26 protein-coding genes are annotated in these 21,599 nt (G+C 62.4%); 12 read left to right on the top strand and 14 right to left on the bottom strand.

Features of this window, described 5'->3' with window-relative positions; all coding sequences use genetic code 11:
• Positions 1-159 precede the first annotated feature (159 nt).
• Positions 160-795: a bifunctional nicotinamidase/pyrazinamidase gene (gene pncA / locus BM364_RS15235; protein WP_092426042.1), complete on the bottom strand. Its 636-nt coding sequence runs from the start codon at positions 793-795 to the stop codon at positions 160-162.
• Positions 792-2,561, bottom strand: a complete 1,770-nt coding sequence (pabB, locus tag BM364_RS15230) for an aminodeoxychorismate synthase component I (RefSeq protein WP_092426040.1) — start codon at positions 2,559-2,561, stop codon at positions 792-794. The genes pncA and pabB overlap by 4 nt, the downstream gene beginning before the upstream one ends.
• A 136-nt stretch (positions 2,562-2,697) precedes the next feature.
• On the opposite strand from pabB, the gene BM364_RS15225 reads away from it, so the two are divergent.
• The 5 genes from BM364_RS15225 to BM364_RS15205 all read left to right on the top strand — a co-directional run bounded on the left by BM364_RS15225 (position 2,698) and on the right by BM364_RS15205 (position 8,056).
• Entirely contained in the window at positions 2,698-3,030 is a 333-nt protein-coding gene (locus tag BM364_RS15225) for a hypothetical protein (protein WP_092426038.1), read from the top strand.
• A 228-nt stretch (positions 3,031-3,258) separates the two neighbouring features.
• Positions 3,259-5,163: a molecular chaperone DnaK gene (gene dnaK, locus BM364_RS15220; RefSeq protein WP_092426036.1), complete on the top strand. Its 1,905-nt coding sequence runs from the start codon at positions 3,259-3,261 to the stop codon at positions 5,161-5,163.
• A gap of 516 nt (positions 5,164-5,679) precedes the next feature.
• On the top strand, positions 5,680-6,813 hold the full coding sequence (gene dnaJ, locus BM364_RS15215) for a molecular chaperone DnaJ (RefSeq protein ID WP_092426034.1): 1,134 nt from the start codon (positions 5,680-5,682) through the stop codon (positions 6,811-6,813).
• A gap of 65 nt (positions 6,814-6,878) precedes the next feature.
• Positions 6,879-7,424: an NADPH-dependent FMN reductase gene (locus BM364_RS15210; RefSeq protein WP_092426033.1), complete on the top strand. Its 546-nt coding sequence runs from the start codon at positions 6,879-6,881 to the stop codon at positions 7,422-7,424.
• Positions 7,425-7,426: 2 nt separating this feature from the next.
• On the top strand, positions 7,427-8,056 hold the full coding sequence (locus BM364_RS15205) for a histidine phosphatase family protein (protein ID WP_092426031.1): 630 nt from the start codon (positions 7,427-7,429) through the stop codon (positions 8,054-8,056).
• A gap of 37 nt (positions 8,057-8,093) precedes the next feature.
• Here the strand turns inward: BM364_RS15205 and BM364_RS15200 are convergent, their stop codons facing one another.
• Entirely contained in the window at positions 8,094-8,546 is a 453-nt protein-coding gene (locus BM364_RS15200; protein ID WP_139232601.1) for a MarR family winged helix-turn-helix transcriptional regulator, read from the bottom strand.
• Positions 8,547-8,683: 137 nt separating this feature from the next.
• Between BM364_RS15200 and pyrF the strand changes: the two genes are divergently transcribed.
• Positions 8,684-9,385, top strand: coding sequence for an orotidine-5'-phosphate decarboxylase (pyrF, locus tag BM364_RS15195; protein ID WP_092426027.1), 702 nt, complete (start codon positions 8,684-8,686; stop codon positions 9,383-9,385).
• Positions 9,382-10,149: a hydroxypyruvate isomerase family protein gene (locus tag BM364_RS15190; protein ID WP_092426025.1), complete on the top strand. Its 768-nt coding sequence runs from the start codon at positions 9,382-9,384 to the stop codon at positions 10,147-10,149. The genes pyrF and BM364_RS15190 overlap by 4 nt, the downstream gene beginning before the upstream one ends.
• 174 nt (positions 10,150-10,323) lie before the next feature.
• Here BM364_RS15190 and BM364_RS15185 read toward each other — a convergent pair whose 3' ends face one another.
• Both BM364_RS15185 and BM364_RS15180 read right to left on the bottom strand, forming a co-directional pair.
• The gene (locus tag BM364_RS15185) at positions 10,324-11,325 is read right to left on the bottom strand and encodes an adenosine kinase (protein ID WP_092426023.1); all 1,002 of its coding nucleotides are present in this window, start codon (positions 11,323-11,325) and stop codon (positions 10,324-10,326) included.
• A 217-nt stretch (positions 11,326-11,542) separates the two neighbouring features.
• Positions 11,543-12,103 (bottom strand): TetR/AcrR family transcriptional regulator, encoded by a 561-nt coding sequence (locus BM364_RS15180; protein WP_092426021.1) that lies wholly within the window; start codon positions 12,101-12,103, stop codon positions 11,543-11,545.
• A gap of 22 nt (positions 12,104-12,125) precedes the next feature.
• Here BM364_RS15180 and BM364_RS15175 point away from each other — a divergent pair, with 22 nt between their 5' ends.
• Positions 12,126-12,614, top strand: coding sequence for a DUF2214 family protein (locus BM364_RS15175; protein ID WP_210186446.1), 489 nt, complete (start codon positions 12,126-12,128; stop codon positions 12,612-12,614).
• Here the strand turns inward: BM364_RS15175 and nth are convergent.
• Positions 12,611-13,273, bottom strand: a complete 663-nt coding sequence (nth, locus tag BM364_RS15170) for an endonuclease III (protein WP_244542898.1) — start codon at positions 13,271-13,273, stop codon at positions 12,611-12,613. The two genes, BM364_RS15175 and nth, sit on opposite strands and share 4 nt — an antisense overlap.
• A 63-nt stretch (positions 13,274-13,336) precedes the next feature.
• Here nth and BM364_RS15165 point away from each other — a divergent pair, with 63 nt between their 5' ends.
• The 3 genes from BM364_RS15165 to BM364_RS15155 all read left to right on the top strand — a co-directional run bounded on the left by BM364_RS15165 (position 13,337) and on the right by BM364_RS15155 (position 15,920).
• Complete coding sequence (locus tag BM364_RS15165; RefSeq protein ID WP_092426017.1) at positions 13,337-13,822, top strand: DUF2244 domain-containing protein; 486 nt, start codon at positions 13,337-13,339, stop codon at positions 13,820-13,822.
• Positions 13,823-13,892: 70 nt separating this feature from the next.
• Positions 13,893-14,783, top strand: coding sequence for a methylated-DNA--[protein]-cysteine S-methyltransferase (locus BM364_RS15160; protein WP_092426015.1), 891 nt, complete (start codon positions 13,893-13,895; stop codon positions 14,781-14,783).
• Between the two features lie 60 nt (positions 14,784-14,843).
• Complete coding sequence (locus tag BM364_RS15155; protein WP_092426007.1) at positions 14,844-15,920, top strand: AI-2E family transporter; 1,077 nt, start codon at positions 14,844-14,846, stop codon at positions 15,918-15,920.
• Here BM364_RS15155 and BM364_RS15150 read toward each other — a convergent pair.
• Complete coding sequence (locus BM364_RS15150; RefSeq protein ID WP_092426005.1) at positions 15,910-16,524, bottom strand: 2,3-bisphosphoglycerate-dependent phosphoglycerate mutase; 615 nt, start codon at positions 16,522-16,524, stop codon at positions 15,910-15,912. The genes BM364_RS15155 and BM364_RS15150 overlap by 11 nt on opposite strands.
• An 18-nt stretch (positions 16,525-16,542) precedes the next feature.
• Complete coding sequence (gene dapB / locus BM364_RS15145; protein WP_092426004.1) at positions 16,543-17,355, bottom strand: 4-hydroxy-tetrahydrodipicolinate reductase; 813 nt, start codon at positions 17,353-17,355, stop codon at positions 16,543-16,545.
• Between the two features lie 146 nt (positions 17,356-17,501).
• Here dapB and BM364_RS15140 point away from each other — a divergent pair, with 146 nt between their 5' ends.
• Positions 17,502-17,852, top strand: a complete 351-nt coding sequence (locus tag BM364_RS15140; RefSeq protein ID WP_092426002.1) for a VOC family protein — start codon at positions 17,502-17,504, stop codon at positions 17,850-17,852.
• A gap of 249 nt (positions 17,853-18,101) precedes the next feature.
• On the opposite strand, the gene coaA is transcribed toward BM364_RS15140, so the two are convergent.
• The 6 genes from coaA to hisA form a co-directional block, all read right to left on the bottom strand.
• Positions 18,102-19,055: a type I pantothenate kinase gene (gene coaA / locus BM364_RS15135; protein WP_092426001.1), complete on the bottom strand. Its 954-nt coding sequence runs from the start codon at positions 19,053-19,055 to the stop codon at positions 18,102-18,104.
• Complete coding sequence (locus tag BM364_RS15130) at positions 19,055-19,372, bottom strand: phosphoribosyl-ATP diphosphatase (RefSeq protein WP_092425999.1); 318 nt, start codon at positions 19,370-19,372, stop codon at positions 19,055-19,057. The genes coaA and BM364_RS15130 overlap by 1 nt, the downstream gene beginning before the upstream one ends.
• Before the next feature lie 75 nt (positions 19,373-19,447).
• Positions 19,448-20,248: an imidazole glycerol phosphate synthase subunit HisF gene (hisF, locus tag BM364_RS15125; protein WP_092425997.1), complete on the bottom strand. Its 801-nt coding sequence runs from the start codon at positions 20,246-20,248 to the stop codon at positions 19,448-19,450.
• Entirely contained in the window at positions 20,245-20,562 is a 318-nt protein-coding gene (locus BM364_RS15120; RefSeq protein ID WP_092425996.1) for a hypothetical protein, read from the bottom strand. Before BM364_RS15120 ends, hisF begins: the two co-directional genes overlap by 4 nt.
• On the bottom strand, positions 20,559-20,843 hold the full coding sequence (locus BM364_RS15115) for a hypothetical protein (RefSeq protein WP_092425994.1): 285 nt from the start codon (positions 20,841-20,843) through the stop codon (positions 20,559-20,561). The genes BM364_RS15120 and BM364_RS15115 overlap by 4 nt, the downstream gene beginning before the upstream one ends.
• On the bottom strand, positions 20,840-21,568 hold the full coding sequence (gene hisA, locus BM364_RS15110) for a 1-(5-phosphoribosyl)-5-[(5-phosphoribosylamino)methylideneamino]imidazole-4-carboxamide isomerase (protein WP_092425993.1): 729 nt from the start codon (positions 21,566-21,568) through the stop codon (positions 20,840-20,842). The genes BM364_RS15115 and hisA overlap by 4 nt, the downstream gene beginning before the upstream one ends.
• Between the last annotated feature and the right edge of the window lie 31 nt (positions 21,569-21,599).

Raw genomic sequence — 21,599 nt, 5'->3', positions numbered from 1 at the left:
CCGGCCCTTCGGGCCACCTTCTCCCCGAGGGGGAGAAGAATAAGAGGTGTCTCCGCGTGCACAGCGCCATTCCTCTCCCTCTCGGGGAGAGGTGGCTCGGGCAAAGCCCGAGTCGGTGAGGGGGGTTGCCCCATTCGAGCGCTCTCGTGGCCGGGCGGCCTAGCCCAGAATCTCCCGGCTCATGATCCGGCCAACACCTGCTTCCGCCATATCCGCCCAGGCTTTTTCGAGCGAGCCGTTGGAATCGATGGCGCGGGTCGCATCCTCGATGACGGTGACATCGAAACCGCCAGCAGCGCCATCGAGGGCGGTCCAGGCCACGCAGAAATCGGTGGCGAGGCCAACAAGATAGAGGCGGCCGGCGTCACGCTCGTTGAGGTAGCCGGCAAGACCGGTTAGGTTTTCGCGGTCCGCTTCCTGAAAGCCGGAATAGCTGTCGATGGCGCGGTTGAAACCCTTGCGGATGATGAGCTGAGCATGGGGGATGTCGAGATCCTTCGACAGCTCGGCGCCGTGGGTTTGCCAGACGCAATGGTCGGGCCAGAGCACTTGGGTGCCATAGTCGAGCTCGACAGTCTCGAAGGGGGCTTTTCCCTCGTGCTGGCTTGCAAAGGAGATGTGATCGGCGGGGTGCCAGTCCTGCGTGAGGACCACGTTCTTGAACTTTTTGGCGAGCGCGTTGATCAGCGGCACGATCTCGTCGCCCCCCGACACCGCAAGATTGCCGCCGGGCAGGAAGTCGTATTGCACATCGACGACAACGAGGACGTCTTCGGGGCTGATGGTGATCGTCATGGGCGCGCTCCGGGTTGAAAGAGTTCGGCGCGCAACAGGCCGCGCACGGAATTGCCAAGAAAGATTGCCTCGGCCGTTGCCAGATCGGCAAGAGTGAGAATGGTTTCCCGGGCTTGTCCAGTCTCGACCAGTTCGGCGCGCAGGGTGCCGGGGAGGAGACCGGACGAGAGCGGCGGCGTCAGAAGCGTGCCGTCGCGCTCGATGAAGAGATTGGTGATGGAGCCTTCGGTCAGCTCGGAGCGCTCGTTCAGAAAGACGACTTCGTCGACGCCATACGCCTCATGCGCTGCGATGCGCGGCTCGTCATAGAACGCCCGGTTGGTGGTCTTGTGCGCAAGCCAGACCGAGTTCGATTGCAGCCTCTCTTCGGCAATGAGGAAGCGGAATTTTTCCCGGTTGGGAGGCAAGGGGACGGCGGCGATGTCGATGCCTTTTTCGGAGAGCGTCAGGCGGACGCGCATGGGACCGGTCCAGGCAGCGCTTTCTTGGAGAAGGCGGGTGGTTGCTGCGGCCCCGTCACAGGGAAGGCCGAAATAGGCGGCCGAGGCGAGAAGCCGGGCAATGTGGCGACCAAGGAGCACGAAGCCTTCGCCGGGCGACCATTTGAGGGTCTCGATCAGTGTCACGGGCGGGGCGGGATCCGCAAGAAAGCGCATTTTGAGAAGGGCCTCCTCGTATTCGGCCTCGGCCACGCTGTCGGCAACGATACCCCCGCCAATGCCGATCGTGCCCCGTCCGGCAGCATCGATGACAGCGGTGCGGATGGCAACGTTGAAGGTGAAATCGCCGCCCGGCGCAATATAGCCGATGGAACCGGTGTAAAGACCACGTGGCCCCGGTTCCACTTCGTCGATGATCTCCATGGCGCGCAGTTTGGGCGCACCGGTGATCGAGCCGCAGGGAAAGAGATTTTCAATTGTCTCGGGCAGCCCGATACCGGCGCGGCGTTTGGCCGTGATGCCCGAGGTCATGGTATGGAGGGTGGGATAGGTTTCGACGGTGAAAAGGTCTGTGACCCGCACCGAGCCGATCTCGCTGATGCGGCCAAGATCGTTGCGCAGGAGGTCAACGATCATCAGGTTTTCCGCGCGGTTCTTTTCGTCTCCGGCGAGGGCAGCGCGTCCCGCCGCGTCCTCGCTGGCGAGCGGAGCACGGGGCATGGTCCCCTTCATCGGGCGGGCAAAGAGCGTGTCATCAACCGAGGACACAAAGAGTTCGGGCGAACGGGACAGCACATGGTGATCCCCGGCGTGGATAAAGGCGCCATAAGCGGTCTTTTGCGCCTGGGCGAGCCGGACATAGAGGCCAAGCGGATCGCCTTCGAGCGTGAAGCGGGCGCGCAGGGTGAGGTTGACCTGATAGGTATCGCCCGCCGCGATATAGCTTTTCACCCGTCTGAAGGCGGCCGCGTAGTCGGAAAAGCCGGTTTCGGGCTCCAATCCGATTGCAGCGCCCTGGGGAGCGTCTTCGAGCAGCGCCGGATCTAAGGATCGGGTTCTATCGTAGATCCCGAACCAGAGCAGCGGCGTTGCGCTTGGCGCCCCGAGGCGCGCGGTCAGCCTTTCTTCGAAAACAAAGCCCAGCTCATAGGCAAAATAGCCAGCGGCCCACAGCCCCGTCCGACCGGCCGCCTCGATGCGGCCGAGCGCCGCGCGCGCTTCTTCCGGCGTATGGGCAATCAGGATTTCCCGCGGATCGCAGAACAGCAGGCTCTTGCCGTCAGGGGAAAGGTTGTCGTGCAGGAGCACGGTGCCGGGCGTGAACATGGGCTGGTTTTATACGCGCGGGCAGGCTGGTGAAAGCCGGGATATCGCCTCCCCAACAAGGCTCTTGGCGCCTCGGGGCCGGCATGGCAGATAAAGTTGTCCGGGCGCAGGTGTGCCCGGCTTGAGGGCACCTTCCATGAACACCAAACTGCTGGGCGCGATCGCCGCCCTGGCGCTGGTTGCCGGCTCACTGCCGGCGGCTGCACAGAACATCGAATTCACCCTGATCAACGATTCATCGCATACGCTGCATTATTTTTATGCCGCACCGAGCAATACCTCGGACTGGGGCGATGACCTGCTGGGGGACACCGGCATTCTCGAATCGGGTTATCAGGCCACCACCTATATCTATGACGGCTCCGACCAGTGTCTTTACGACTTCCGCTTCGAGACAGCCGAAGGCGGCATGCTCGAGGAATATGAGATCGATATCTGCACGCTCGGCAGCTACACGCTGACCGACTGACAAGGCGCGGGCGCTGCCCTTTCCGGGGGCAGCCCCCTTTCTTTCCCGGCACAAGTTCTTTTCAGCCTTTGGCGCGCTTGAAGCCCTCCCCGCCCCCCCCTATATAGCCCCCGAGGCCCCGGCGACGGGGCAAATCAACCTACGAGGGACCCGGCCCCTTTGGGGCAGAGAAGCTGCTTTGCAAAAAGGGCTTCACCAAAGGGTTCGCTGTGAAGAGAGGCTAGTTTTATGGCAAAAGTCATTGGTATCGACCTCGGTACAACCAATAGCTGCGTCGCCGTCATGGATGGCAGCAATCCCAAAGTCATCGAAAATGCTGAAGGCGCCCGGACGACCCCGTCCATGGTTGCTTTCTCCAAGGATGGCGAACGCCTGATCGGGCAGCCAGCCAAGCGCCAGGCCGTAACCAATCCGGAGAATACGCTTTTCGCCGTCAAGCGCCTGATCGGCCGTCGCTATGACGACAAGATGGTGGAAAAGGACAAGGGTCTCGTGCCCTTCAAGATCACGCGCGCCGACAATGGCGATGCCTGGGTCGAAGCCTCCGGCGACAAGTATTCGCCGTCGCAGGTCTCGGCCATGGTGCTCCAGAAGATGAAGGAAACCGCCGAAGCCTATCTCGGCGAGACCGTCACCCAGGCCGTGATCACCGTTCCCGCCTACTTCAACGATTCCCAGCGCCAGGCGACCAAGGATGCCGGCAAGATTGCCGGCCTCGATGTGCTGCGCATCATCAACGAGCCGACCGCGGCTGCGCTCGCCTATGGTCTGGACAAGAAGAATTCCGGCACCATCGCGGTCTATGACCTTGGCGGCGGTACCTTCGACGTTTCCATCCTCGAAATCGGCGATGGCGTCTTCGAGGTGAAGTCGACCAATGGCGACACCTTCCTCGGTGGCGAAGACTTCGACATGCGTCTCGTCGACTATCTCGCCGACGAGTTCAAGAAGGAGCAGGGCATCGACCTGCGCTCCGACAAGCTCGCGCTGCAGCGCCTCAAGGAAGCTGCCGAAAAGGCCAAGATCGAACTCTCGTCTTCGACCCAGACCGAAATCAACCTGCCCTTCATCACGGCAGATGCTTCGGGCCCCAAGCACCTGACGCTCAAGCTCTCGCGCTCCAAGCTCGAATCGCTGGTCGATGACCTGATCAGCCGCACGATCGAGCCCTGCAAGCAGGCGATGAAGGATGCCGGTGTTTCGGCCAGCCAGATCGACGAAGTCGTGCTCGTGGGCGGCATGAGCCGCATGCCCAAGGTGCAGGAAGCGGTCAAGCAGCTTTTCGGCAAGGAGCCCCACAAGGGCGTCAACCCCGACGAAGTCGTGGCGCTCGGTGCTGCGATCCAGGGCGGCGTCCTCCAGGGCGACGTCAAGGACGTCTTGCTGCTCGACGTGACCCCGCTGTCCCTGGGCATCGAAACTCTTGGTGGCGTTTTCACGCGTCTCATCGATCGCAACACGACGATTCCGACCAAGAAATCGCAGACCTTCTCGACCGCCGAAGACAACCAGTCGGCCGTGACCATCCGCGTGTTCCAGGGTGAACGCGAAATGGCCGCGGACAACAAGCTGCTGGGCAATTTCGACCTTGCCGGCATTCCGCCCGCACCGCGCGGCGTGCCGCAGATTGAAGTGACCTTCGACATCGACGCCAACGGCATCGTCAACGTGTCCGCCAAGGACAAGGGCACCGGCAAGGAACAGCAGATCCGCATCCAGGCCTCGGGTGGCCTGTCGGACGCCGACATCGAAAAGATGGTCAAGGACGCCGAAGCCAATGCCGAAGCCGACAAGCGCAAGCGCGAAGCGGTGGAAGCCCGGAACCAGGGCGAATCGCTGATCCACTCGACCGAAAAGTCGCTCAAGGACTATGGCGACAAGGTTTCGGCCGAGGACAAGAGCGCCATCGAGACCGCGATCAGCGATCTCAAGGGTGTGCTCGAGGGCGATGATCCGGAAGCGATCAAGGAAAAGACCTCGGCTCTCGCCGAAGCCTCGATGAAGCTCGGTGAAGCCATGTACAAGGCGTCGCAAGCCGAAGCCGAAGCCAAGGCCAACGGCACGCGCGACGAAGAAGATGACGACGTCGTCGACGCCGACTTCGAAGAGGTCAAGGACGACGACAAGAAGTGATTTTTGTCACGGAGTGAAGAGGGCCCGGTGGAAGCACCGGGCTCTTTTGTTTTGGGGGGTGGACGCGTTGCTCGGGTTCCCTCGCCCCGGGAGAGGGGCAGAAAATCTGCGTTCAGCAGATTTCCAGGGTGAGGGGTCTCTGTTCTCCGCAGGGAAGCGAGTCGTACATTCCCTTACCCCTCATCTGCCCTTCGGGCACCTTCTCCCGCAAGGGGAGAAGGGAAGAGAGACGAGCGTGAGGCGGCTTCGTGCCATTCGAGCTTAGCTCTCATGGCCTTCTCACCTAAATCCCGTCCACTGGACCGGATTTGCCTTGCGGCCGGTTCGAAGTGTTCCACGTGAATCCTCCCCAACATTGCCCCGTGGCCGCACTCTTGCTAAAGCAGCCGTGACGTGGTTTCGCAGCTTGCCGGCCCCAGACCCCTTGCGGGTCGTGGGGTCGATTGCCATTTAGGGGCGGAACATGAATGCAAGCGGGGCGCGGGAAAACGCGACCTGCCGTTTTGGAGAAGATTTTTGGCCAAACGCGATTTCTACGAAGTGCTCGGCTGCCAGAAGGGCGCCGACGAAGCGGCGCTGAAAAGCGCCTATCGCAAGCTCGCCATGCAATTCCATCCCGACCGCAATCCCGGTAACGCGGAAGCGGAAAACAAGTTCAAGGAAATCAACGAGGCCTATGACACGCTCAAGGACGCGCAGAAGCGCGCGGCCTATGACCGGTTTGGCCACGCCGCTTTCGAAAATGGCGGCGGACGCGGCGGCCATGGCTTTGGCCCAGAATTTTCCTCGTCCATGTCCGACATCTTCGAGGACATTTTCGGGGACTTCATGGGCGGGGGCGGGCGTCGTGGCGGCGGCGGAGCCTCGAAACTGCGCGGATCGGACCTGCGCTATAATCTCGAGATCGCGCTTGAGGAAAGCTTTGAAGGCCGTACGGTCGAGATAGACGTGCCAACGCTGGTGGGCTGCGACACTTGCGAAGGGTCGGGCGCCAAGCCGGGCACGGGCACGCATACCTGCCGGCAGTGCAACGGTCATGGCAAGGTGCGGGCGGCGCAGGGCTTTTTCACCATCGAGCGTACCTGCCCCGTGTGTCAGGGCCGCGGACAGATGATGGACCAGCCGTGCACCGATTGCGGCGGCCAGGGCCGGCGGCAGCAGAACCGCAAGCTTTCGGTCGATATCCCGCGCGGGATAGAGGACGGCACGCGCATCCGGCTCGCCAATGAAGGCGAAGCAGGCGTGCGGGGCGGACCGCCGGGCGATCTCTACATCTTCATCTCGGTCAAGCCCCATGACCTGTTCCAGCGCGATGGCGCCGATCTTTATGCGCGCGTGCCCATTTCGATGACGACGGCGGCCCTGGGCGGCGAATTCGAGGTACCGACGCTCGATAATGCGCGGGCCAAGGTGAAGGTGCCGGCGGGCACCCAGCCGGGGCAGCGCGTGCGCCTCAAGGGCAAGGGCATGCCGGTGCTGCGCAGCAAAGATATCGGCGACCTCTATGTGCAGCTCGATATCGAGACGCCGCAGAACCTGTCGCGTCGCCAGCGCGAATTGCTTGAAGAGTTCGCCGAACTCGAAACGCAGGACACAAGCCCGCAATCGGGCGGGTTCTTCGACAAGCTCAAGAAGATGTTCGAAGCGTAAATTCGCTTGCCCCCATGAGAGAGCCGGGCCAGTCTCGACACGGTTGAGATGATTTCGGGGACACCATGAAGACGGCACTTACCTTGTCCGGATCGATCCGCAAGGGCTCGTATAATCGCGTGCTGCAGCACCATGTGGGGCGCGCGCTGCGCGAGGCGGGGGTCAGCGTAACCGATCTCGAACTTGGTGAGTTTCCCATGCCGATCTTCAATGAAGATCTGGAAAAGGACGCGGTGCCGGATGCGGCGGCCGACCTGGCCGAACTCTGGGGCAGCCACGATATCGTTTTCATCGCTTCGCCCGAATATAATGGCGGGCTGAGCCCGCTTCTGGTCAACACCATCACCTGGCTCAGCCGGCAAAAGCCGAGCCCCTTCCGTCACGCCGTCTTCGGTGTCGGCGGGGTGAGCTCGGGCAAATATGGGACGATCTGGGGCCTCAGCCACCTGCGCGAATCGCTGACCAAGGTGGGCACATTGGTGGTGCCGACGCTTTTGGGGATCGGACCGGCGGAAGCGGCTTTCGACGAGCATGGCGACCCCACGGAGCCGGCTATCCGCCGCAAGGTCGAGCAGATGGTCACCGAACTGACCCAGTTTTCGCGAGGGTAGAGATGGCGGCGCTCTATCTGACCCACCCGCAGGTCCGGATTGACCCCGCCGTTCCCATTCCGCTCTGGAGCCTTTCCCCCGAGGGGCGGGCGCGGGCCGAAGCCTTTGCCGATCGGTATATCGTGCCGCCGGGCACGCTGATCTTTTCGAGCCGGGAAACCAAGGCGCTGGAGCTGGCCGAACTGCTTGCGGCCAAGGCGGGCACGCCGGTCATGCCCGATCACCTGATGGGTGAGAACGACAGAAGCGCCACCGGCTTTCTTCCTTCCGCCCTTTTCGAGATAACCGCAGACCGCTTTTTTGCCGAACCCGATTGCAGCATCGATGGCTGGGAAAAGGCAGCCGATGCTCAGAGGCGCATCGTCGGCACGGTGCTGACTGCGCTACAGAGCGTGCCCCCGGATTTTCCGGTGATCTTTTGTGGGCACGGCGCGGTGGGCACGCTGCTTAAATGCCATTTCGGTCAGCGCGCGATCGCCCGCAGCGAGGACCAGAACCGGTTTGGACACCAGGGCGGTGGCAACGGGTTTTTGTTTGATCCGGAAACAAGGCAACTCCGAAGCGATTGGATGGCGATGGAGGATGTTCCGGATCGGTGGTGGGGCCTGAAGAGGGTTGTTGATTCCGGCTGACCGGAGCGCCGAGAACAAGAAGCGCAGCAAGGATAGCCTAGCTTTTCTTCTCGGCCAGCGCGAAAAGCTCAAGGGCATCGGCGAGGGCCTCGGTGAGGCGGTCGAGGCGGGCCGGGTCGGTTTCCAGCTGGCGCAGCCGGTTGGGGCCGGCAAGGGGGACTTCAGCAACGAGGTCGAGACCTTTTTGCGTGATCGCGACGAGCCTGGCCCGGCGATCGCGCGGATCGGTGCGCACGATGCAAAGCTCGAGGCGGCGCAGTTCGTCGATCGATTGACCCAGGGTTGCGGCATGCATGTCGAGCCCCTTGCGCAGGGCGGCGAGGGCCATGTGCGGGCGCTCGGCCAGCGTATGGAGCACGGCCAGTTGCAATCCAGTGATGCCGTGCTGCTGCTTGAGTCGCAGGTGAAAGGCGGAAATTGCGGAATCGAGCCGCATCCAGGCGACAAGAGTTGAAAGGGCCTGTTGCTGCATAAGGATACTGGCGTGCAAGGAGAATTTCAGGGTCTTATGCCGCCATAGCAGAACGGGCGCAAGCTGCTATGGCATCATAGGACAGGGAAAACGGCCTTGCCCGGCCTCTCCCGATATGCGACCCAGCAAGGAACCAGCATCGAAAGGAAATTGCCATGGCCGGCCAGTTGATCGTGGGACTCGATGTGTCGACGCGGGCCCGAGCCGAAGAGATCGTGTCGGCGCTCGGCGATGCGGTGTCCCACTACAAGATCGGCTATCAGTGCTTTTATGGCGCCGACGGCTTTGCCTTGGGCAAGGCGCTGATTGCGGCGGGCAAGAAGGTGTTCTTCGATCTAAAGCTGCTCGATATCGACAACACGGTCGAGAAGGGCGTTGCTGCCATTGCCGAAACCGGCGCAGCGATGCTCACCGTCCACGCCTATCCCAAATGCATGCGAGCTGCCGCAAAGGCGGCCGCGGGATCGGAACTCTGCGTTTTGGGGGTAACGGTGCTGACTTCGATGGATGATGCCGATGTGCGAGACGCCGGCTATGAGCGGGACACGGCAGGGCTTGTGGCGTTGCGGGCGCAGCAGGCGCGCGAGGAGGGGATCGGCGGCATTATCGCATCGAGCCATGAAGCGGAAATGGTGCGAACGATTCTTGGTCCCAAGATGGCAATCGTGACTCCCGGCATTCGTCCGGCGGGCAGCGCCAGCGGCGACCAGAAGCGGGTGATGACCCCCGCCGAGGCTTTGGCCGTCGGCGCCACCCATCTGGTCATAGCCCGGCCCATTGTGGAAGCGCCCGATCCGCAGGCCGCTGCGCGGGCCATTCTGGCCGAAATGGCCGGCACCGGCACGCGGCTCGCCTGATGCGGTTTTCAGCCTGTATCGACATGCTCTTCGTGCCGGAAACCGACGATCCGGCCCAGCGCATTCGCCTTGCAAAAGCCGCCGGGCTAGACGCCGTCGAATTCTGGCTCTGGTCGAGCAAGGATCTCGACACCATCAGGACGGCATTGGGCGAAACCGGGCTGCCGCTGGCCGGGATCGTGGCGGAGCCCTTTGCCGAGCTGACACGCGAAAGCGATCATGACCGGTTTCTTGCCGGGCTGGAAAAGAGCCGGGACGTCGCCAAGGCGCTCGGGGCCAAGGTGCTGATCTGCCAATCAGGACCGCTGCTGGCGGGCGTGGGGCGGGAACAGCAGCGTGCGGCACTGACGCGCGCCATGAGCCGCTCGGCTGATATCCTCCAAGGCTCCGGCATCAGGCTCGGGCTCGAACCGCTCAACGATCGCGTGGACCATCCCGGCTATTATCTGACCAGCACGCGTGAAGCACTCGATATCATGGATGCGGTCGACCGACCGGAAATCGGGCTGACCTATGATCTCTACCATTCGATGGTGATGGGCGAAGTGCCCGAAGAGGTGATCGGGGATCGCGCCCGGCATATTGCCCATGTGCATTTGGCCGATCATCCCGGCCGCAATCAGCCGGGCAGCGGCGGACTTGATCTGATCCGGCCGCTCAGATGGCTGCAGGAACAGGGATATGATGGATACGTCGGGCTCGAGTTCCGCCCGACGGGATCAACGGTGGACGCCTTGGCTCAGATGCGGGAAACACTGGGCTAAAATCCACGCCTGGCTCGCTAGACCAGCGGTCCTCACCGTGAGGTGGGGGCGAAGCCGACCCCTGAAACACGAGGACGTGGCACCGGAACATGGTGGCACATCCTCGCCTTTCGAGGCTTTGCCGTGCAAGGCGCTTCAGGGTGAGGGTTACTCAATCAGCGCGCCTGAACGGATTCATCCGACCAAGCCATGCTCTTTGCTCAGATCGGCGAGATCGAGCTGGGGGCGAGCTCCGATGTGCGAAATCACTTCCGACGCTGCGAGGCACCCGGTCTTGAGGGCGGATTCGAGCGTTTGCCCACGCGCCATGCCGAGGAGGAAACCCGAGGCGAACAGATCGCCGGCGCCGGTGGCATCCACGACCTTGTCTATGGGAAAGGCAGGAACCGAGACAACTTCGCCATTGTATACCGCCATAGCACCCTCGGCGCCCATGGTGATGGCAGCCAATTCGGCATCCTGCGCAATGGCGCGGACAGCGGTGCCCAGATCCTGCGTTTCATAAAGCGACATCAGCTCGTGCACATTGGCAAAGACATAGTCGATGGTTTTGGAGCGGATCAGATCGAGGAATTCGGCGCGATAGCGATCGACGCAAAAGGGATCGGACAGGGTGAAGGCGGCGGCGCGCTCGTGCTTGTGGGCATAATGGGCGGCAAGGACGAAAGCCTTCTTGGCTTCCACCGGATCCCACAGGAAGCCTTCCATATAGGTGATGGCAGCGCTGCCGATTTCATCGGGATGGATGTCGCGCTCGGTCAGTTCGTGGCAGGCGCCGAGATAGGTATTCATGGTGCGCTCGGCTTCCGAAAGAAAGATCATCGAGCGGGCGGTGAGCGCGCCATTCTTGAGGCGGGTGGTGTTGTAGTGCACGCCGATGGCGTCAAGATCGGCGGCGAAGACATCGCCCAGGGGATCGTCGGCCACCTTGCCGATGAAGGCTGCACGGCCGCCGAGCGAGGCAACGCCAGCTGCCGTATTGGCCGCCGAGCCGCCCGAAATCTGCTGCCGGCCAAGCGGCATCTTGCTGTAAAGATCTTCAGCCCGATCGGTGTCGATCAGGTGCATGATCCCTTCCTTCATGCCCTCGCGCTCGATGAATCCAGGCTCCACGGGTGCGATGATATCGACAATGGCGTTGCCTATCGTCAGCACGTCGAAGCGGGTCTGGGTCATGAGAAATCCGGCCGGAAAGGGAGAACCGCGGCGGGTTTACCCCATGAGCTGCATGAGGGCAATGTTTCCGGGATTTGGCGCGCGACGAGGACCCCCACCTAGCCTACCCCTCAAGACGGGGGAGGGACAGATCAGCTCTTGCCTCGACATATGTGAGCCACCGGCAGATCCCTCCCCCTTCTGGAGGGGGCTAGGTGGGGGTCACTTCCGCCCTGACTCACAACCCCCCGATGATCTCCGCAATCAACGCCTCGGTGTCTTCTCCGGCGCGCAGGGCGATCTGGCCGTCCAGCAGAAGAATGGCAAGGCCATGCACCTTGGCCCAGGCGGCGAGCGCCTTGATGCGGCCGGAACGCTGGTCGCCGCCCACCGCCTGGCGCAGGGTGTCAAAGGCGGCATCCGCGGCCATGCGCAGGCCCGGGCGATTGTCTCTCTTGAGTTCGGGCGAGAACATCAGCCGGAACAGATTGGCATTATCGAGCGCGAAGAGCACATAGGTTTTGCCCATGGCGGCCATGGGCTGGGCCGGTTCGGTTGAAGCTACTGCCTCCATGGCTGCAGAAAAGCGCTGGAAGCCGGTGACAGCGAGAGCTTCGAGCAGCGCCGCGCGCGAGTCGAAATGACGGTAGGGCGCGGCGGCCGATACACCGACGGCGCGGGCAAGATCGCGCAGTCCAAGCCCATTCTGCCCTTCTTTCTCGAGGATGATCAGCGCGGCTTCGAGGAGGGCCTGCCGCAGATTGCCGTGGTGATAGGGCGCGTTGGTGTAAGTTGACATTGTTCACATATAGGAAATAGATGTGAGCAGCGTCAACACTGTCGCGGAGGTGCGCAGTATGGACTGGAACCTGATTTTGGCCTCGGCGCACCATCTGGCGGTCTTTACGCTGGTGATGCTGTTCGCCGCCGAATTCACGCTGTTGCGCACTGGCCTTTCGGGAGCGCGCATCGGCCAGCTTGCCCGTATCGATGCCGCCTATGGTGGCGTTGCCGGGCTCGTCATCGTCATCGGCATTCTGCGCGTCATCTTTGGCGGCGTCGATCCCATGTATTATCTCGGCAATCACGCCTTTTGGGGCAAGATGGGGGCTTTCGCCATCATGGGTCTGCTGACCATCCAGCCGACCATCGCCATCCGGCGCTGGGTCAAGGCCGGGGAAGGGGTGTTGGAATTCGCGCCACCAGCGGGGGAAATCGCCGCCAGCCGCCGCTTCATCCATCTGCAAGCCGGCGTGCTGCTGCTGATCCCGATCTTCGCTGCCGCCATGGCGCGCGGCTATGGGAGCTAGGAGAGGCCCCTTCCTGGCAGCGGTGTCTTGGGTTCGTACCGGCACCATTCCGCAATCGGGCAGCGCCAGCATTCGGGCTTGCGGGCCTTGCAGATATAGCGGCCATGAAGGATCAACCAATGGTGGGCATGGAGCATGAAGCGCTCCGGTACCTGTTTGGTGAGTGCCAGCTCGACCGCCAGCGGGGTGGCTCCGGGGGCTAGGCCGGTGCGGTTGCCGACGCGGAAAAGATGGGTGTCCACGGCGATGGTGGGCTGCTTGAACCAGATATTGAGCACGACATTGGCGGTCTTTCGCCCGACCCCCGGCAAGGCTTCGAGTGCCTCACGCTCGGCCGGCACCTCCCCGTTATGCGTTTCGATCAGGATCTGGGACAGCGCGAAGACGTTTTTAGCCTTGCCGCGATAGAGCCCGATGGTGCGGATCAATTCGGTGATCCGCTCGACCCCGAGCGCGACCATGGCGGCGGGGGACGGGGCAAGCTCGAACAGCGCCCGCGTCGCCTTGTTGACGCCGGTATCGGTGGCCTGGGCCGATAGAACCACGGCGACAAGGAGGGTGAAGGCGTTGACATAGTCGAGTTCGCCCTTGGGTTCAGGTTCGATGGCGTGGAAGCGCTCGAAGATGGCTTCCGCCTCGGCGCGGGTGAGCGTCTTCACTTTTTTAGGACCTGGCATTCTCTCGCCCTCGAATCTCTGCCAATATTTCTGGGCGAGTCGAACATGCCAATGCAAACCAGCACCACAACCAGTCCCCTGTTTTCCGCAACGCTCCGTCCGGAGCGGTCTTTGCGTATGGCTGGCGGCTGGCTCGCACTGGCGCTTGCCGGCATCGTCGCAACGCCATTCCTCCTTGCTGTACCCGATTTTCTCGTGCCCGGTCTCGCCGGCTTTGCCCTTGCGGGAGCGGGACTGACGGTGCTTTCGGTGCGTCAATCGCGCCGGGCGCAACTGGAAGAGCAGATCACGGTGTGGCCCGATCAGGTGGAGATCACCATGGCAGGGCCAAGCGAGACGCGGCAGTTGCGCCGTTTCGATCCCAAAACGGTGCGCCTCGTGTTGCAGCGGGACGAGAACGAGCGAACCACCGCCGTTCACCTTCAGACCGGAGCGGACACGATCGAGATCGGGGCCTTTATGGCGCTGACCGACAAGTCGAGCTTTGCCCGTGCCTTCGGGCAGGCCCTGCGGCGGGCCCGGCGCGCCTGAGCGTCAAAAGCGGGTCGTGCACAGTTCAGCCCGGCGCTAGAAGGGGCAGGACCAACGGAAAGATCCGGCCATGAACCAGCTTGCACACCTCGCACCGGCCAGCGACTACGACACCATTCGCGCTGCCATCCGCTACTTGAGCGAACACGGACCCGATGCTACCGACCTGGCCCGCTTCGCCCGAGCCCTGGGTTTGACCGAGCGGCAATTGACCGACCTTTTCCGGCGCTGGTGCGGGCTCAGCCCCAAGAGCTTTGCCCAAGCCGTGGCGCTCAACCATGCCAAGTCCTTGTTGCGCGATCAGGTCTCGGTGCTCGAGACGACTTATGCAGTAGGGCTATCCTCGACCTCACGCCTTCATGACCTGTTTGTGACTTATGAGGCCATGCCGCCCGGAGTGTTTCGGGCCGGGGGCGCGGGGATCGACATGGTCTGGGGCGTGGCTCCGTCGCCCTTTGGGCTGGCTGTCGTCACCGCCACGGAATACGGAATATCCGGGCTCGGCTTTGCGGATGCGGAAACGAGCGTCGAGGACGCATTTCAGGATCTGGCCCAGCGCTGGCCGCGTGCTCGCTTCAGCCGAGACGACGCGCAGGTGGCGCCACTCGTCGCATCGATCTTCGAGCCCAGCCGCTGGTCGCCCGACCAGCCGGTGCGGGTCGTGCTGATCGGCACCGACTTCGAAGTGCAGGTTTGGGAAACCCTGCTCCAGATCCCATGCGGAAAGGCGGCGACCTATTCCCAGGTTGCTCAGCGTATCGGGCGGCCCACAGCTTCGCGCGCCGTTGGGGCAGCGGTGGGCAAGAACCCGATCAGCTTCGTCGTACCCTGCCACCGGGTGGTGGGCACTTCGGGGGCGCTGACCGGCTATCATTGGGGCGTGCCGCGCAAGCGCGCCATTCTCGGCTGGGAAGCGGGAGTAGTCGCGGCCGAGACAGAGTTTCACGTGAATCGGGCCTGAGGGGAACGTTTCTCCCCCGCAAGGCTTTGGCCCCTGGGATCGAATCCGAGGGAAACAGCCATGCCGGCCGAAACGCGCGCCATCGTTACTGGTGTCCTTATCGCGGCAGCGCTGGTTCTGGCCTGGTTCTTGTCGCACACGCTCCTGATCATCTTTGCGGGCGTGCTGGTCGCCTGCGTGCTCGATGCGGCGGTGCGGGGCCTCGAAAAACTTGTGCCAGCGCCACGCTCGCTGCTGCTGACCATTGTCAGCATCGCCATCTTTGCAGGTGTGCTGATCGCCCTTTCGATGGGCGGGGTGAGCCTGGTTCTCTCGATCCAGGAAGTGCTGCGCATTCTTTCCAAGGAAGTGATGCGGCTTTATGGGCTGGCGCTCGAATCCGGGCTTCTCGATAATTTCAGCCGCTCCGAACTCGAAAACATCATGCAGAACCTGCTCCCCGATCCGGGCGGGGTGGTCTCGCAGGCCGGCTCGTTTTTCGGCGGCACGGTGGGCGTGCTCAGCAATGTCGTGGTGGTGGTGTTTCTGGGGCTCTTCTTCGCCATCAACCCGGCCACGTACCGGGACGGCTTCCTGCTGCTCTTGCCGCAGCATCACCGGCCGCGACTCCTCAGCGCGCTAACGGAGACAGGCTCGGCCCTGCGCGGATGGATGGTGACCCAGCTGGCCGTCATGGTACTGATCGGCACGCTGGTGGGACTTTTGCTCTGGGCGCTTGGCGTACCCAATGCGCTGGTGCTGGCGCTGCTTTCGGGCGTGCTCAACTTCATCCCGTTTCTAGGGCCAATCTTTTCGGCGGTGCCGGTGCTGCTGACCCTGGCCGGGCAGGGGATGAACGTTTTGATCCTGGGGGGGATCGGACTGCTGCTGATCCAGAATCTGGAGGGTTATATCCTCACCCCGATGCTGCAACAGCGCATCATCAAGCTTTCACCGGCCTGGTCGCTGAGCATCATGGCAATCATGGGTGCTCTCTTTGGCATTATCGGCATTGCGCTGGCCACACCGGTCTATGCAGTGCTGCGCGTGCTCGTGCTCAAGCTCTATGTCGAGCCACGCGACGGGCAGGCGATGAGCCTTGGCCATGACAGGCGCCGCGGCATCATCACCCCGCCCTCGCATGAACTTAAAGGATGATGCGCTCGACGAGCTTGCCATCGGGGCCGATGCGATAGACCGTGGGTTCGCCGGTAGCGATTTCACGAGCCAGGATCTCGTCAGGCGTCAGCCCTTCGATAGCCATGACAAGGGCACGCAGGGAATTGCCGTGCGCTGCGATCAGCACGGTCTTGCCGGCCTTGAGCTGGGGCAGGATCTCGGACTCGTAATAGGGCAGGGTGCGGTCTGCCGTATCCTTGAGGCTTTCACCGCCCGGCGGGGGCACATCGTAGGAACGCCGCCAGATATGGACCTGTTCCTCGCCCCATTTTTCGCGCGCATCATCCTTGTTGAGGCCCGAAAGATCACCATAGTCGCGCTCATTAAGCGCGACGTTGCGCGTGATGGTGACGTTGAGGATGCCCATCTCCTCAAGAATGAGATCGAGCGTATGCTGAGCGCGGCGCAGGGCCGAGGTGTAAAAGAGATGGGGCGCATAGCCGCCAGCCTTGAGCGCCTGGCCGGTAGCCCGCGCTTCTCCCTCGCCCTTTTCGGTCAGGTTCGGATTGCGCCAGCCGGTGAAGAGATTTTTCAGGTTCCAGTCGCTCTGGCCATGGCGAACCAGGATCAGCGTGCCGCTCATTGTGTCAGTCCCTTGCGTTCAGTCGTTGAGGCCGAGAACGTCGGCCATGGAATAAAGTCCGGCCGGCTGCTGTGCCGCCCAAAGCGCGGCGCGCACGGCGCCATTGGCATAGATGGTGCGGTCCTGCGCACGATGAGTGAGTTCGATACGCTCGGACGGACCGGCGAGAATGACGGTATGGTCCCCGATGACATTGCCGCCGCGCAGGGTCGCAAAACCAATCGTGCCTGCTTCGCGGGGCCCGGTATGGCCGTCACGCACGCGCACCGAATGGTCCCGAAGCGAAATATTCCGGCCCCTGGCTGCCGCATCGCCCAGCATCAGCGCCGTGCCGGAGGGTGCATCGACTTTGAGATTGTGGTGCATTTCGAGCACTTCGATATCGTAGTCGGCAAGCGCCGCCGCAGCCTTTTCCACCAGGGCGGCAAGCGCCACCATGCCGGGGGAGAAATTGCCGGACTTGACGATACGGGCCCCTTGGGCCGCGGCGTCGGCGATGGCTGCCTCGTCGGCTTCGGAACAACCGGTCGTGCCGATCAGATGCACGAGGCCGCGGCTCGCCGCATGCCGGGCAAGGGCCACGCTGGCCGCGGGCGCAGAAAAATCGATAATGACATCGGACGTGTCGAGAAAGGGAGCGATATCGTCGGTAACGGGAATGCCGAGTGGCTCGATGCCGGCGAGGCTCCCGGCATCTTTGCCGATCGACGCTGTGCCCGGACGGTCCACGGCACCGACAAGCTCAAGACCAGCACTTCCGGCAACGGCCCTGATATTGGCACTGCCCATGCGGCCCCCGGCTCCGGCAACCACGGTCCTCAACTGGCTCATCGGCACTCTCCCAAACAGGCTCCGTCCGCCTATATCAGTGTGGCAGGCGCGCGCCAACTGCGTGAGCCCATTTGCCCGGCGGACCACAATCGACACAATCGCCACAAAACTCTAGGCTATCCCGCGAAGCACCGAACGGACCCCGAATGACCATTTCCAATGCGCTGGCCAGCATTGCCGTCGAGAACCTGCCCGAGTCGCTCGTCTGGTATGAATATCTGTTCGGGCGCTCGGCCGATGCCCGACCGATGCAAAGCGCTGCAGAGTGGAAATTACCCGGCGGGGGCTGGGTGCATGTGGCAAGCGATGCCGACCGGGCAGGCGCGAGCGTGCTGATGCTGATCGTCGACGATATCGCCGAAGAACTGGGCCGTCTCGACATGCACGGCATCAAGCCGGTGTCAAAAGCGATCGGGGATTTTTTTAAGACTGCGAAATTGCGCGACCCCGACGGCAATCTGATCGTTTTGACCCAGCCGCAGCCGGGGACGTATTGAGGTCTCAATTTCGGTTGGTGATGGTCTAAGACCCCTCACCCTGACCCTTTCCCCAGAGGGGCGAGGAGACGCAGGAACCGTGAAGTCATGCTCCGGCTTTTGCACTGGTCATTCGCCCATCATCCACTCGTCCCTTCGGGGAGATGGTCAGGGTGAGGGGCTCTTTCGCCTCCATTGGTTCTAAGACGTTCTCGGGACGTGCGTAGCGCAAGCAAGCCTTAAAGAACGAGGTCGAGCGAGCAGGGCGCATCACACGCGCCGCAAGCTAACATTCTCGATGAGATGATCTTTGCCCTTTTTGAGAATTAGATCCGCGCGGCCTCGCGTCGGCAGGACATTGTCAACGAGATTGGGCAGATTGATCGAGCGCCAGACCTTGCGGCCAAAGGTGCCGGCCTCTTCTTCGCTCATTTCGGCGAAGCGGCGGAAGAATGAGGAGGGGTCCTGGAAGGCGGTTTCGCGCAGGCGGAAGAAGCGCTGCATGAACCAGTCTTCGAGATCGTCATTGTCGGCGTCGATATAGACCGAGAAATCGAGGAAGTCGGAGGCAAAAAGGATCGGCCGTCCGGTCTTGGGCAATTCGCCGGGCTGAAGAATGTTGAGCCCCTCGACGATCAGAATATCGGGCCGGTCGATGGTGACCTCCTCTCCCGGGAGCACGTCGTAGACGAGGTGCGAATAGACCGGCACCTTGACATTCGCCTTGCCGGATTTGACCTCGGCCAAGAAATTGACGAAGCGCGCGCGGTCGTAGCTTTCGGGAAAGCCCTTGCGCTCGAGAAAGCCTTTTTGGGTGAGGACCGCATTGGGATACAAGAACCCGTCGGTGGTGACGAGATCGACGCGCGGGGTCGAGGGCCAGCGGGAAAGCAGCGTCTGGAGGATGCGGGCGGTGGTCGATTTCCCGACTGCCACAGATCCTGCCACGCCGATGATAAAGGGCACCTTGTGTCCATGGGGCGTTTGGAGAAAGCGGGACTGGACGTTGTGCAGGCCCTGAATGGCCTCGACATAGTAGGAGAGGAGGCGCGAGAGCGGGAGGTAGACCTCCTCGGCTTCGCTGAGTGAGATCGGATCGGTCAGGCCGCGCAGGCGATCAATGTCGCTTTGATCAAGCGTCATGGGCTGGCCATCGCGCAGCCTGCTCCACTCGGCCTTGGTGAAATGATGATAGGGGTCGAGAGCGGGAGAGCGCGGCGCCATCAGCTCTGATCCGTGCGGGATGCTTTTTCGGCCAGCCCGGTTTGGGCGGTGCGCCTGTCGAGTTCGCTCATCACTTCGCGCAGGGGAATGTCGGCCGCCTTCAGCACCACCAGGAGGTGATAGAGCAGGTCAGCCGATTCCTTGACGAGTTCGGTCCGGTCGCCGGTCACCGCGGCGATCACCGCTTCGGTCGCTTCCTCGCCCACTTTCTGTGCCGCCTTGTTGATGCCGCGGGCGATCAGTTTCGCCGTGTAGCTCTCCTCGGGGGAGGCGGCGGCGCGCTGGGCAATGCGGGCTTCGAGATCTTCAAGGGTCATTTTGTCTCCCCAATCACTGCTTGCCATCCCCGGCTTTGCCGGGGTGAGATGCAGTGACGGCATCAGTTTCGAGGCTCAAGCGGCATTGGCATCCATGCGCATGGCGATGCCGTGCTCGACCATATAGCGCTTGGCTTCGGGAATCGTAAAAGTGCCGAAGTGGAAGATCGAGGCGGCGAGCACAGCGCTGGCGTGCCCCTCTTCCACACCTTCGACAAGGTGCTGCAGCGTGCCAACGCCGCCCGAGGCGATCACCGGCACCTCGACCGCATCGGCAATGGTGCGGGTCAGCCTGAGATCGAAACCGGATTTGGTGCCGTCGCGATCCATCGAGGTCACCAGCAGTTCGCCGGCCCCCCGCTCGACCATGCGGGCGGCAAATTCCACCGCATCGATGCCGGTGGGCTTGCGTCCGCCATGGGTGTAGATTTCCCATTCGCTGCGATTGTCGCCGCCAACGCGCCCCTTGAGCCGCTGTTTGGCATCGACGGAAACCACGATGCACTGATTGCCGAACTTGTCGGCGGCGCGCGCGATAAAATCGGGATCACTGACGGCTGCGGAATTGATGGCGACCTTATCGGCGCCGGCCAGGAGCAGTTTGCGGATATCCTCCACCGTGCGAACGCCACCGCCGACGGTGACCGGCATGAAGCAATGTTCAGCGGTGCGCGCGACGACATCGAAGATCGTGTCGCGGCCTTCATGGCTCGCCGTGATGTCGAGAAAAGTCAGCTCGTCCGCTCCGGCCGCGTCATAGGCCATGGCCGCCTGGACGGGATCGCCGGCATCCACGAGATCGACGAAATTGACGCCCTTGACGACGCGGCCGCCGGCAACGTCGAGACAGGGGATGATACGGGTCTTGAGGGTCATGGCGTTCCGCTTTTCTGCCGCCAGGCGAAGTAATGAATAAGAAGAATGACGAACCAGACGATCAGCGCACCGCCGCCGAGCGGAATGGTCGCCAGCATGAACCAGCCCATGACGCCCGTTGCATAAAGCAGCTCACCCCAATCCGTGCCCCAGACGATGCAGGGATGCGTGGTGGCTTCGTTGACGGTGCAGCCATTGGCGTCAGCCACAAGATAGGTGAAATAGACAGAGAGGAGCGGGGCGGCCGCAAAGAGCACAATCACGGCTAAAACGGCGAGATAGGTCCGCCACGGAAATCCCTTCGTCGCACTCATTGCGGCTGACCCTTCAGGCGACGCAGGTAGATAACCAGGTGAATGCCGGCCACCAGCGCCCAAATCAAAAAAAGGATCGGGCCGAGGACAAAGGGTGTCATCACAAGCCATCCGAGGACGCCCCACCCGGCGGCGAGGTCAGCGAGCCCGATCTGCGCGCCGGGGTTTTGGGCATTGACCACGGCGAGCCAGATAACAGGCAAAAGGGAGAAGACGCCGATCAGGCAGAAGACCACGAAGTGGCCGAGCCAGGGAAAGCGCTTCTGCCGAGCCTGCATCATGCCGCCTTCAAACGCGCCAATGCTTCACGTGAATCAATGCGGCCATCATAGAGCGCCCGGCCGGAAATGGCGCCTTCGAGGATCTGGTATTCCCGGCGGGTCATGCGCTCGATATCGTCCATCGAGGCGAGGCCTCCCGAAGCGATGACGGGAATGGAGGTGGCGCGCGCCAGCTCGAGCGTTGAGTCCCAGTTGATGCCGGCGAGGACGCCGTCGCGGTCGATATCGGTATAGATGATGGCCGCGACGCCAGCGCCTTCAAAACGCTTGGCGAGTTCGATGATCGAGAGTTCCGAGGTTTCCGCCCAGCCTTCGACGGCAACCATGCCGCCCTTGGCATCGGTACCCACCGCCACCTGTCCGGGCCATTTTTTCGCAGCTTCCTTCACAAGCTCCGGATCGCGCACCGCGACCGTGCCGAGAATGACGCGGGCAAGCCCCTTGTCGAGCCAGCTCTCGATATGCTCGAGCGTGCGGATGCCGCCGCCAAGTTGAACGGGAAAGTTCACGGTCTTGAGGATGGACTCGACCGCCGCGCCATTGACGCTTTCGCCGGCAAAGGCGCCGTTGAGGTCAACGACGTGGAGATAATCAAAGCCCTGGTCTTCGAAGCTCTTGGCCTGGGCAGCGGGATCGTCGTTGAAGACGGTTGCCTGGTTCATGTCGCCGAGCTTGAGGCGCACGCACTGGCCGTCCTTGAGGTCGATGGCGGGGAAGAGGATCATATCTGGCTCCGGCACAAACTCTTGTTCTTCT

This window comes from Devosia crocina, assembly GCF_900116545.1.
GTDB classification, from domain to species: domain Bacteria; phylum Pseudomonadota; class Alphaproteobacteria; order Rhizobiales; family Devosiaceae; genus Devosia; species Devosia crocina.
Note: the sequence above shows the minus strand (reverse complement) of the source record. Positions and strands in the feature narration are given on the sequence as shown.